Raw genomic sequence first — 12,019 nt, forward strand, 5'->3', positions numbered from 1 at the left:
ATCCGCCAATCCGCTTGAGGTTCTTTAGAACGAAAGACTTCGTCGCCAGCAGCGCCGCCGCCCTCGTTCAGTGAGGGGGCTTATAGAACTAACCCCTTTTCCAAGTCAACACACCTAGCCAAAGTTTTTTGACATTTTTGTAACAGGTTGAAAATGAAGGGCTTTTAGGGGTAGCCTTCAAAAACAAGCAAATCTCCCGCCCGATTGGGTGGTTTTTGAGATTCGTTTTGCCGAATCCTGAAAGAAAGGCTTCGGCCGGGGAGACAAGCCATATATGGGGTGCCCGACGCGGAATTCCAGGGTGCTTGCCTATGACGCGCCTCACTCGCTAGGTTGGCGATGAAGAACGATACGGCGGAGTGAAGAATGCTTGTCCTCGATGAAGAACAAACGCGCGCGGCCCTGCCCTGGCCGGAGCTGATCGAGGCGATCGCCCGGATGTTCCAGAGCGAATGCGTGATGCCGGTGCGCCATCACCATGAAATGGATGTGCCGAATGAGGAGAGCGCGACGCTGCTCCTCATGCCGGCCTGGGTTCCCGGGCGCTATGCCGGGGTGAAGACGGTCTCGGTCTTCCCAGGCAATGTGCGGCGGGGCCTGCCGGCGATCTTCGGAACCTATCTTCTTTCCTCCGGCGCTACCGGCGAGATGCTTGCCGCAATCGACGGCGGCGAACTGACCGCGCGGCGGACGGCGGCGGCATCGGCTCTGGCGGCCCGTCATCTCTCCCGTCCCGACGCGGAGGAGATGCTGGTCTGCGGAACCGGCCGTCTGTCGCTCAACCTGATGTTTGCGCACGGCACGACCCGACCGATCAAGCGCTATCGGGTCTGGGGCCGCAACGGCCAAGCGGCGGAAAAGATCGCCGCCGAAGCACGAGCGCTCGGCCTCGATGCCGAGGCGGTCGCGGATGCGCAAACCGCGGCGCGGACGGCCGATATCATTTCCTGCGCCACGCTTTCCAGCGAGCCGCTGATATCAGGCGAATGGCTGAAGCCCGGCGCCCATCTCGATCTCGTCGGCGCCTTCAAACCGAACATGCGCGAAAGCGACGACGAGGCCATCCGCCGTGCTTCAGTCTATGTCGATACCCGCGCCGGTGCCATCAGCGAGGCGGGCGACATCGTCCAGCCGCTGAAAAGCGGTGTGCTGAAGGAAGGCAACATCAAGGCCGAGCTTGCGGAACTCGTCAGCGGCGCCCATGGCGGACGAAGCCACGACGCTGAGATCACGCTGTTCAAGTCGGTCGGCGCAGCTTTGGAAGATCTCGCCGGGGCGATTCTTGCCTATGAGACCGTGACGGGCCGTAAGTGACAATCAGTGCATCATTGCCGGACCTTCCGGTTTCACATATCCTGCCGGCCGTCGGTACCGCCTTGGCCGAGCGGAGACGCGCCGTTCTTTCCGCACCACCGGGCGCCGGCAAGACGACGCTGGTGCCGCTTTACCTGCTCGACCAGGCCTGGCGCGGTGACGGCAAAATCATCCTGCTGGAGCCGCGACGTCTGGCGGCGCGGGCAGCGGCAAGCCGGATGGCATCGCTGATCGGCGAACAGGTCGGCGGGACGGTCGGCTACCGCATGCGCCTCGACAACAGGATATCGGCAGCGACACGGATCGAGGTGGTGACCGAAGGGGTTTTCGCCCGGATGATCCTCGACGACCCGGAACTGACCGGTGTCTCGACGGTGATCTTCGACGAATTCCATGAGCGTTCGCTGGATGCAGACTTCGGACTCGCTCTGGCGCTCGACGTCCAATCGGCGCTGCGTGAGGATCTGCGCATCCTCGTCATGTCGGCGACCCTCGATGTCGAACGTGTGGCCGCCCTGCTCGACCATCCGCCCGTCATCGAAAGCCTGGGGCGCAGCTTTCCGATCGATATCCGCTACCAGGATCGGCCGGGCGGCGAACGCGTCGAGGATGCCGTCACTCGGGCGATACTCGATGCGCATGCCAACGAGGCCGGATCGATCCTCGCCTTCCTGCCCGGCCAGGCGGAAATCACGCGGACGGTGGAACGCCTGCAGGGACGATTCGGAGCCGAAACGCTGATTGCGCCGCTTTACGGCAATCTCAGCCAGAAGGAGCAGGATGCGGCTATTCGACCGGCATCCCAGGGGACGCGTAAGATCGTGCTTGCGACATCGATCGCCGAAACCTCGATCACCATCGACGGCGTCAGGATCGTTATCGACAGCGGGCTGCAGCGTCTGCCGGTGTTCGAGGCGTCGACCGGGATCACGCGGCTGGAGACGGTGCGCGTATCGCGGGCTTCCGCCGATCAGCGGGCGGGTCGTGCCGGACGAACGGAACCGGGTATCGCCGTCAGGCTGTGGCACCAGGGACAGACGGCGGCACTGCCGGCCTTCACACCGCCGCAGATCCTTTCCAGCGATCTCTCGGGGCTGGTGCTCGACCTCGCGCATTGGGGCGTTCAAGATCCGGCATCCCTTGCCTTCGTCGATCAGCCGCCGGAAACGACGCTGAGGGAAGCGCGGGTTCTGCTCGGCCAGCTCGGCGCGCTCGACAAGGACGGAGCGCTGACGGCGCGCGGCAAGGTGATGCGCGATCTGGCACTGCCACCGCGGCTTGCCGCCATGGTCGTCTCGGCGGGGGAAGCCGGATATGCCCGGGATGCGGCGATGATCGCCGTGCTTCTCACCGAACAGGGGCTTGGCGGAACGAGCGTCGATATCGAGGAACGGCTGCGGCGCTTCAAGGCTGAGCGTGGCGAGAGAGCAGAGGCCTCGCGCCGGCTGGCGGGACGGCTGGCGAGCGGCCTCGACAGCGGTGCGGCAACGGCGCCGGCGCTTGCGGGCCAGCTTTTGTTGCACGCATTCCCGGACCGAATCGCACTTCAGCGCGGCGGACGCGGCCGATTCGTGATGGCGAACGGGCGCGGAGCGGAGCTGCCGGAAACCGAGAGGCTGGCGGGCAGCCAGATGCTGGTGATTGCCGATCTCACCGGACGAGCGGCGCAGGCGCGGGTTCTGGCGGCAGCCGAAGTGACACGCGGCGACATCGAAGCCGAGTTGCCCGGCGAGATCAAATCCGGCGATCAAATATTCTTCGATCGGCAAAGCCGGCAAATACGGGCGCGGCGAGCAACCCGGCTCGGCGCGATTATCTTCGACGAGACGCCCTTGCCGCGCCCCTCCGGTGCAGCCGTCACCCAGGCGCTGGTGGATGGGGTGCGCGAGCTGGGGCTCGATCAACTTGCCTTCTCGAAGGAAGCCATTCAGCTTCGCGAGCGGATCGGCTTCCTCCACAGGACAATCGGCGAACCTTGGCCCGATGTCAGCGATGACGCCCTGCTTTCCCGGCTGGACGACTGGTTCGCACCCTTCCAAATGGAGGCCCGCGGCCTTTCCGAGATTTCCGCAGCCGGGCTTTCGAACGGCCTGATGTCCCTGGTACCGCATGAATTGCAACGCGACCTCAGCCGGCTGGCTCCGACCCATTTCGAAGCGCCGACCGGCCAAAGGCATCCGATCCAATATGAGGGCGAGGAGCCGGTGCTGACGATCCGCGTGCAGGAGCTGTTCGGGCTGAAGCAGCACCCGGCCATTGCCGGCGGCCGCCTGCCGCTGCTGCTCGAACTCACGTCGCCGGCGCACCGGCCGATCCAGACCACGCGCGACCTGCCGGGCTTCTGGGCCGGCTCGTGGAAGGATGTGCGTGCGGATATGCGCGGCCGCTATCCCCGTCATCCCTGGCCGGAGCGGCCGGAAGATGCGTTGCCGACGACACGGGCAAAACCGCGTGGTACATGAGGCCCATTCAAGGAGCCCGCGGCATGATCGACAAGCCTGGCATGATCGACAAGACGGAAGGCTATACGCTGGAAGACCGGCATAATAGCCGCAGGCTGCGCCTGCAGACGCTGGTGCGGCTGCGCTGGCTTGCCGTCGGCGGACAGGCGCTGACGGTGTTCATCGTTGCCTTCTGGCTGAAATTTCCCTTGCCGCTGATTGCCAGCTCTTCGCTGATCGCTGCCCTTGCCTGGGTGAATTTCTACCTGACGATCCGTTATCCGCCGACCCACCGACTGGAAGCGCCGGCCGCCTTCGCTCTGCTCGGCTTCGACCTATTGCAGCTCTGCGCGCTGCTCTTCATCACCGGCGGCCTGGCCAATCCCTTCGCCGCGCTCGTCTGCGTGCCCGTCATCATCTCCTTTGCCTCGCAGCCGATCCGCTACAGCACCGCGCTGATCGGCTTTGCGATGGTCTGCATCACGGTGCTTGCCTTTTCGCCCTTTCCGCTGCCCTGGTTCGACGGGGTCGAGATCAACGTGCACAATGTCATGCAGTTCGGCGTCTGGTGCTCGATCGCCTCGACAATGGCATTCGCCGCCTTCTATGCCTATCGGGTCTCGATGGAAGCGAGCCAGCTTGCCGATGCGCTGGCTGCGACCGAACTGGTGCTGCAGCGAGAAAAGCACCTTTCGCAACTCGATGGGCTGGCGGCCGCCGCCGCCCATGAGCTCGGCACGCCGCTGGCGACGATCAGCGTCGTCGCCAAGGAAATGGAGCGGGAACTCAAGGACGACGATCGTTTCCGCGAGGACGTGATGCTGCTGCGCAGCCAGAGCGAACGCTGCCGCGATATCCTGCGGCGGCTGACCACACTTTCCTCCGAGGGCGAAGCGCATATGCGCCGCCTGCCGCTTTCCTCGATGATCGAGGAGATCGTCGCGCCGCACCGGGAATTCGGCATCAGATTGGAACTCATCGAAAAGAGCCCACGCAAGGGCGAGCCGGTGACCGACCGCAATGCCGGCATCATGTACGGGCTCGGCAACCTGATCGAAAACGCCGTCGATTATGCCCGCGAGAAAGTGACCGTCACCATCGAGCACAATCACGACAAAGTGCTGATCGTCATTGAAGACGATGGGAACGGTTATGCGCCCGATATTCTGACGCGGATCGGCGAGCCCTATGTGACCAAGCGGCAGAAAGAGGATACGGCCGGCGGCCTGGGGCTCGGGCTTTTCATTGCCAAGACGCTGCTGGAGCGCTCGGGCGCGTCGCTGATTTTCGAGAACCGCGATCCGGAAAGTGCGGGCGCGCGTATCCGAATCGAATGGCCACGTATGCTGATCGACGCAAATTCGACAAAATGACTTTGTCGGCATAAACAGGATAGAGCGGCTGACGCAGATCGGGCGTTCAACCGCCGGGACCGAAACGATGACAGAACAGAACCATGACAATTTCGCCGCGTCGGATGAGGATCATATCGGTCCCGACGCCAGCCTGCTGATCGTCGACGACGACGGGCCGTTCCTGCGCCGCCTGGCACGGGCGATGGAGACGCGCGGCTTCCAGGTGGAGACGGCCGAATCAGTGGCGGAGGGCGTTGCCAAATCGAGAGGCAGGCCGCCGAAATATGCGGTGGTCGACCTGCGGCTCGGCGATGGCAATGGGCTCGACGTCATCGAGGCGATCCGCCAGCGGCGTGACGACACCAGGATCATCGTGCTGACCGGCTACGGCAATATCGCAACGGCGGTCACGGCCGTGAAGCTCGGCGCCGTCGATTATCTGGCAAAGCCTGCGGATGCCGACGACGTGTTTTCGGCGCTGACGCAGCGGCCGGGCGAAAAGGCGGAACTTCCCGAGAATCCGATGTCGGCCGACCGGGTGCGCTGGGAGCACATCCAGCGGGTCTATGAAATGTGCGAGCGCAATGTTTCCGAAACGGCGCGCCGGCTCAACATGCACCGGCGCACACTGCAGCGCATCCTTGCCAAGCGCGCGCCAAAATAAGCAGGCGCAGCATCAGACATCGTCCACGGTGAACGGTTTTCCATTCGCCCATTCGGCCATCATCAGCCTTTGGGCGGCGGCACGCGAGAAATTGAGCGTGACGGATTTGCGCGTGGCCGGCGCCATGCGGTGTTCCGGCGCCTCGCGAATCATATGGGCGCCATAACCATCCGACAGGAACAGACCGCATTCCTCGGGAAATATGTCTAGCGGCACATCCTGGTGAGTCGCAAAGAACAGGCGGTCGCAATGCAGCCTGTATTCCGGCCATTTGCGATCCACCCGGAAATCCTCAATCGATGTCTTGATTTCGATGATCCAGACCTCGCCCTTCTCCGAAAGCGTGATCAGATCGGCGCGGCGGCCGCTGGCGAGCGGCAGTTCGGGCAGCACGGCATGGCGCATTTCATGCAGCAATATCTGCGTTCCCCGCCGCACCATCATGGCCCTGTCCGATTGCCGGCCATCGATTAACGGATTGTTATTGTAAACACTCAAAATCGTCATGGATAACCACCGCAGGGGCTGGCGTGTTGTTGCAAAAAAACCATGCGCTTCTAATTTGCGCCGCAGACGGATTTGTCGCGCTGCAGTAGCCTTGCAAAGCGCAAGTTAATCGAAAATAAACCATAATCAACGATGGTCGAGAGACCGTTCTCCTTGCCCCAAAACTTCAAGAGTCATCCATGCGCATCCGCAATGCATTCCCTGTATTTGGCCTGCTGACAACGCTCGCTCTGGCCGGTTGCTCCACGAGCTCAGACAGCGCGTCCGTCGACGACAAGGGCGCAGGCCCGACAGTACAGACGGCCCAGATCTTCGATGACGCCTACGGCGTGACGAAGGATGCCGGATACTCGCTGCCGGCGATCCCGATCAGCCGGGTCAAGCCGCAGTTCCGCCGCCAGGTCGTCAACTACGAGACCACAGAGCGCCCCGGCACGATCATCGTCAACACGCGCGAGCGCTTCCTCTATTACATCCTGGCCAACGGCAAGGCGATGCGCTACGGCATCGGCGTCGGCAAGCAGGGCTTCGCATGGGCCGGCACCGCCTACGTCGCCTGGAAGCAGGAATGGCCGACCTGGCACCCGCCGAAGGAAATGGCTGTCCGCCGGCCCGACGTCGCCAAATATGTCGAAGACGGCATGGGCCCGGGTCTCAGCAATCCGCTCGGCGCACGCGCCATGTATCTCTTCAACGAGGACGGCAAGGACACGCTCTTCCGCCTGCACGGCACGCCGGAATGGGCTTCGATCGGCACCGCCGCTTCCTCGGGCTGCATTCGCCTGATGAACCAGGATGTTATCGACCTCTACAGCCGCGTTCGTCCCGGCAAGGGCACATCAAAGGTCGTCGTCATTCAGTAAGCTAGATATCGAATTCGGTAAAAAAAGGGCCGCTGGGACTGTCGTTCCGGCGGCCTTTTCGTATCTTCCTATCACGCAGCCTGCTTCGCCTTCAGCTCGAGGCGGCGGCGGTGAAGCACCGGCTCGGTGTAGCCGTTCGGCTGCTCCCTGCCCTTCAGGACGAGATCGAGGGCGGCCTGGAAGGCGATCGAATCGTCGAAATTGCCGGCCATCGGCTGATAGGCCGGATCCGATTCGTTCTGCCGGTCGACAACAGCGGCCATGCGCTTCATCGTCTCGACGATCTGCGCTTCCGTGACGACCTTGTGATGCAGCCAGTTCGCCATGTGCTGAGCCGAGATGCGCAATGTGGCGCGATCCTCCATCAGGCCGACATTGTTGATGTCGGGCACCTTCGAGCAACCGACACCCTGATCGACCCAGCGCACGACGTAGCCGAGGATGCCCTGGGCATTGTTGTCGAGCTCGCGCTGGATTTCCTCCGGGGTCCAGTTCGGCCGCACCGCAACCGGCACGGAGAGAATGTCGGAGAGCTTGGCGCGGGCGCGATCCTTCAGTCCTTGCTGAATGCGGGCGACATTGACCCGGTGATAATGGGTGGCATGCAGGGTTGCAGCCGTCGGCGACGGTACCCAGGCGGTGTTGGCGCCGGCCTTCGGATGGGCGATCTTCTGTTCGAGCATCGCCGCCATCAGATCCGGCATCGCCCACATCCCCTTACCGATCTGGGCGTGGCCGGCAAGGCCGCATTCGAGCCCGATGTCGACATTCCAGTTCTCGTAGGCGGAAATCCAGGCCGCCTGGCGCATGTCGCCCTTGCGAATCATCGGGCCGGCTTCCATCGAGGTGTGGATCTCGTCGCCGGTCCGATCGAGGAAGCCGGTATTGATGAAGACGACGCGCTCGCGGGCGGCACGGATGCATTCCTTGAGATTGACGGTCGTGCGGCGCTCCTCATCCATAATGCCCATCTTGATGGTGTTGCGCGCCAAACCAAGCGCATCTTCGACCCTCGAGAAGATCTCGACGGCGAAGGCCACCTCTTCAGGTCCATGCATCTTCGGCTTGACCACATACATGGAGCCGGCGCGGGAATTCTTCTTCCGGCCGGCCGGGCCGATATCGTAAAGCGCGATCAAGCCGGTGATGACGGCATCCATGATGCCCTCGGGCACTTCATTGCCGTCGCGGTCGAGGATCGCCGGGTTGGTCATGAGGTGGCCGACATTGCGCACCAGCATCAGCGAGCGGCGATGCAGCTCGAAGGAGGTTCCGTCCGGACCGGCATATTGCAGATCCGGATTGAGCTTGCGGATGAAGCTGGTTCCGCCCTTTGCCACCTCTTCCTGCAGATCGCCCTTCATCAGGCCGAGCCAGTTGCGATAGACGGTGACCTTGTCCTCGGCATCGACAGCCGCAATCGAATCCTCGCAGTCCATGATCGTCGTGATTGCCGATTCCAGCCAGACATCGGAAATATGCGCCGGATCGACTTTTCCGATCGTCGTCGCCGCATCGATGACGATCTCGATGTGAATGCCGTTGTTCTTCAGGAGAATATGCGTCGGAGCGGCGGCGTCGCCGCGATAGCCGGCAAAATGGCGGGCGTCCGTCAGCGTGGCCTGCTCGCCATCGATCGATCTGACAGCGAGCACTCCATCCTTGATGGCGAAACTCCCGACATCCTTCCAGCGCAAATCCTGCAGCGGCGCTGACGTATCGAGGAAATCGCGCACCCAGGCGATGACCTTCTCGCCGCGCTTCGGATTGTAACCCTTGCCTTTTTCGGCGCCGTCGTTCTCGGCAATGGCGTCCGTGCCGTAGAGCGCATCATAGAGCGAGCCCCAGCGAGCATTGGCAGCGTTCAGGGCATAGCGGGCATTCATGACGGGAACGACGAGCTGCGGTCCGGCAATCGAGGCGATCTCCGGATCGACATTTTGGGTCGAAACCTGGAAGTCCGATCCCTCAGGCAGGAGATAGCCGATTTCGCGGAGGAAGGACTGGTAGTCGTCCATATCCGTCGGCGCGCCATGCCGGCGATACCAGTCATCGATCTTGACCTGTAGCTCGTCGCGTTTTGCCAACAGCGCACGATTCTTCGGAGCGAGATCGTGAACGATCGCCGAAAAATCGGCAAAGAACTTGTCCGCATCGACCGCCAAGCCCGGCAGCACCTCGCTGACGAGGAAATCATGAAGGACGGTTTCGACGGCAAGACCGTTCTTATCAACGCGGCTCATGCGGCATTCTCCCTGGCAACGACTTTGAATGCTGCCACTTTGCCCGGCTTTCATTCACAGTCAATTCCGCAATAATTCGAAAGATTTATGCTTTCGCGGAAATTATGCGCGGGGTTACGCGCATCGGCAATCCATTCTGCGGCTGCGTCGTCAGCTTTTGCACCGGCCAAGGGTTGGTCTGATCGGTGGAATCGAAACGATAGCGATGCATCAGAACGGCAAGGGCGATCACCGCCTCCTGAAGCGCAAAGGTTGCGCCGATGCAGACACGTGGACCGGCGCCGAAAGGCAGGAACTGGAAGCGACCGATGGAGCCGCGATTTTCCGGCAGGAAGCGTTCGGGCATATAGGCGCGCGGCCTATCCCAATGACGTTCGTGGCGATGCAACGTCCAGGGCATGATGAGCACCGTGACACCGGCCTCGATCTCTATCCGCTCGCCCTTGGCGCTTGTCCAGGAATCATCCGATATGGCGGCACGATTGATGGATGGCGCCGGCGGATAGAGGCGCAAAGTTTCCTCGAAGGCGGCGCGCGTCTGCGGCATTAGATCCAGCCATTCCACAGGTTCGGCCCCGGTGGCGAGCACCGCGTCGATTTCTGCTTCCATCGCCTCGCGGATATGCGGGCTGTTCGATACGCAATACAGCGTCCACGCCAAAGCCCGGGCTGTCGTCTCATGGCCGGCGCCGATGAAAGTCAGAATATTGTCTTCGATCTCCTCCTTCGTCAGCCCCTCGGGGCCGGTCTGCTCCAAGAGCAGGGTCAGGAAATCTTCGGGCACAGCGCTGCGGTCAGCCTTCATCTTTGCGAGCCGCATATCCATCGTGTTGCGCACGATAGCGCGGAATTTCTCCAGCACTTTCTGGCCGCCAATGCGTGTCACACGTGGAACCCAGGACGGAGCGCGCATCAGATCCATCGGATCGACGCGGCCCATGCGATGCAGGAGTTCGTTGACGTCATCGGCGAAATGGCCGCTCGAGGTGACGATTTCACCGGAGAACAATGTATCAGCGAGAATCGCGAAGGTCAGCTCGGTCATGTCGGTGCTGATATCGAAAATTGTGCCTGCCTCGCCTGCGCTTTCATATTTGCAGGCATAGTCTTCGGATTGGCGTAACATCTGCCCGGCGAAGCCTTGGGCATGGCGGGGGGTGAAAACAGGCGCAACCGCCTTGCGCGATCTTTTCCAGACGGGACCTTCGGCGGTCAGAAGTCCGTCGCGGAGGATCGGACGCAGGACGAGCTGGCGCACATCCGACATGCGGTAATTATTGGCATTGTCGACCAGCACATGTTTGATGAGGCCGGGATCATTGACGATCAGCGTCCTCTGGCCGAAGAAATCGGTGCGGATCCAGGGCAGCGTGTAGGACGGTTCGCCCCAGAGTTCGAGCGGATTGCGCAGGATAATGCGGATGATTTCCAGCCGGCTCGGCGGCACGGTACGCGGCAACGGTGCTGGCGGAACGAAGGGGTCAGGACGCATGTCCATCGGAAAAGCCTTTCGGGGAAGATCTACGCTTCCCGTCAGGCTTGAAGCTAGAGCAGGCCCTTGAGTTCGTCCAGCTTGTCGTTGATCAGCCAGCCGTAATAATTCTCCTCCGGCCAGGCGGTCGTGCCGGCGCCACGGTTTTTCGCAGCAAGGGCTGCGGCGCGCTGGCGCGAATTGCCGACATTATAAAGCGTCGCGGTCAGGCCTGGATTGCCCGAAATATCCATGCCGGCAATCTCCTTGTAATCGTCGATCGACCTGCGGATCGAGGCCGCGACGAAGGCGAGCGAGATATCGGGATCCATGATGGCCTTGTAGACGGCGCCGGCATTCTTCTCGTTCAGCTTCGGATAACCCGAGACGCGGGAGACGAGATCGGAGAGCATCAGCGCCGTCAGCGGATTGACCTGGCCGAGTCCGAAGGTCTGACCGGCATAGAAGGGCTGGAAGAACACCGCGCTGAAGCGGTTGTTGGGGAAGCTCTTGCCGCCCACCGACTTGCCGCGGAAATCGCTTTCCCAGACATCTTCGCGGCAGGACCAAAGCGTATAGGAATCACTCTTGCCATTGCATTCGGCAAATTGCGGCCGCGCCACGAATTCATCGACGCTTTCGCCGTCATAGGCGAAGCGGAAGCTTTCCCCGGCATAGGAGGCGGCCTTAACATAATAGGCCTGCAGCCGGTCGTAGGCGTCGACATTGTAGGTGTGCTCGCCGACGATCGCGCCGACGACATGGATGGGATTGATGCCGTAAGCGCTGGAGACCTTGCGAATCTTGCCCATCAGCTCGCGATCGGTCGCCAGAAGCTCGTGGACCTTTTCATATTTCAGGTCGAAGCTGCTCTTGGTGCCCTTGGTGCGCCTGACCGAAGCGCCGGGAATATCGGGCTGCTCGGCGTGACGATTGCCGGCCGGCACCGTCTGCATGGCGAAGGCGGGCGCCGAATTCACCATGGCAACGGCAATCAAAAGGCTTGTCAAAAGGCGTCGCACGATCCGCTATCCCGTCCGTTCATCGTCCTGTTTGCGATGCGGCTGACTGGACCAGAATCTTGGCCGAATAAAGCCGGAGCGGAAAACAAAACGGGCCTTCACTAAAAAGGAAAAGGCCCGCTGTCGAGGGTCGAGTTCG

Annotated in this window: 9 protein-coding genes; 5 read left to right on the forward strand and 4 right to left on the reverse strand. The window is 61.9% G+C overall.

Features of this window, described 5'->3' with window-relative positions; all coding sequences use genetic code 11:
- Positions 1 to 366 precede the first annotated feature (366 nt).
- The 4 genes from FHT69_RS20395 to FHT69_RS20410 all read left to right on the forward strand — a co-directional run bounded on the left by FHT69_RS20395 (position 367) and on the right by FHT69_RS20410 (position 5,774).
- Entirely contained in the window at positions 367 to 1,314 is a 948-nt protein-coding gene (locus FHT69_RS20395) for an ornithine cyclodeaminase family protein (RefSeq protein ID WP_029733126.1), read from the forward strand.
- Positions 1,311 to 3,776 (forward strand): ATP-dependent helicase HrpB, encoded by a 2,466-nt coding sequence (hrpB, locus tag FHT69_RS20400; protein WP_029733127.1) that lies wholly within the window; start codon positions 1,311 to 1,313, stop codon positions 3,774 to 3,776. The genes FHT69_RS20395 and hrpB overlap by 4 nt, the downstream gene beginning before the upstream one ends.
- A gap of 23 nt (positions 3,777 to 3,799) precedes the next feature.
- Positions 3,800 to 5,128 carry an ActS/PrrB/RegB family redox-sensitive histidine kinase gene (locus FHT69_RS20405; RefSeq protein ID WP_029733129.1) on the forward strand — a complete coding sequence of 443 codons (1,329 nt, stop codon included), beginning with the start codon at positions 3,800 to 3,802 and terminating at the stop codon, positions 5,126 to 5,128.
- A gap of 67 nt (positions 5,129 to 5,195) precedes the next feature.
- Positions 5,196 to 5,774, forward strand: a complete 579-nt coding sequence (locus FHT69_RS20410) for an ActR/PrrA/RegA family redox response regulator transcription factor (protein WP_011649881.1) — start codon at positions 5,196 to 5,198, stop codon at positions 5,772 to 5,774.
- 12 nt (positions 5,775 to 5,786) lie between these two features.
- Here FHT69_RS20410 and FHT69_RS20415 read toward each other — a convergent pair whose 3' ends face one another.
- The gene (locus FHT69_RS20415) at positions 5,787 to 6,281 is read right to left on the reverse strand and encodes an MmcB family DNA repair protein (RefSeq protein ID WP_010029986.1); all 495 of its coding nucleotides are present in this window, start codon (positions 6,279 to 6,281) and stop codon (positions 5,787 to 5,789) included.
- 179 nt (positions 6,282 to 6,460) lie between these two features.
- Between FHT69_RS20415 and FHT69_RS20420 the strand changes: the two genes are divergently transcribed.
- Complete coding sequence (locus tag FHT69_RS20420) at positions 6,461 to 7,144, forward strand: L,D-transpeptidase (RefSeq protein ID WP_029733130.1); 684 nt, start codon at positions 6,461 to 6,463, stop codon at positions 7,142 to 7,144.
- 71 nt (positions 7,145 to 7,215) lie between these two features.
- Here FHT69_RS20420 and FHT69_RS20425 read toward each other — a convergent pair whose 3' ends face one another.
- The 3 genes from FHT69_RS20425 to FHT69_RS20435 form a co-directional block, all read right to left on the reverse strand.
- Positions 7,216 to 9,387 carry a malate synthase G gene (locus FHT69_RS20425; protein WP_183905879.1) on the reverse strand — a complete coding sequence of 724 codons (2,172 nt, stop codon included), beginning with the start codon at positions 9,385 to 9,387 and terminating at the stop codon, positions 7,216 to 7,218.
- Positions 9,388 to 9,472: 85 nt separating this feature from the next.
- Positions 9,473 to 10,885: a cytochrome P450 gene (locus FHT69_RS20430; RefSeq protein ID WP_048338399.1), complete on the reverse strand. Its 1,413-nt coding sequence runs from the start codon at positions 10,883 to 10,885 to the stop codon at positions 9,473 to 9,475.
- Between the two features lie 47 nt (positions 10,886 to 10,932).
- On the reverse strand, positions 10,933 to 11,880 hold the full coding sequence (locus FHT69_RS20435) for a DUF1402 family protein (RefSeq protein ID WP_183905880.1): 948 nt from the start codon (positions 11,878 to 11,880) through the stop codon (positions 10,933 to 10,935).
- Positions 11,881 to 12,019 lie beyond the last annotated feature (139 nt).

The sequence above is a fragment of the Rhizobium sp. BK008 genome (genome assembly GCF_014197345.1).
Lineage (GTDB): Bacteria > Pseudomonadota > Alphaproteobacteria > Rhizobiales > Rhizobiaceae > Rhizobium > Rhizobium anhuiense.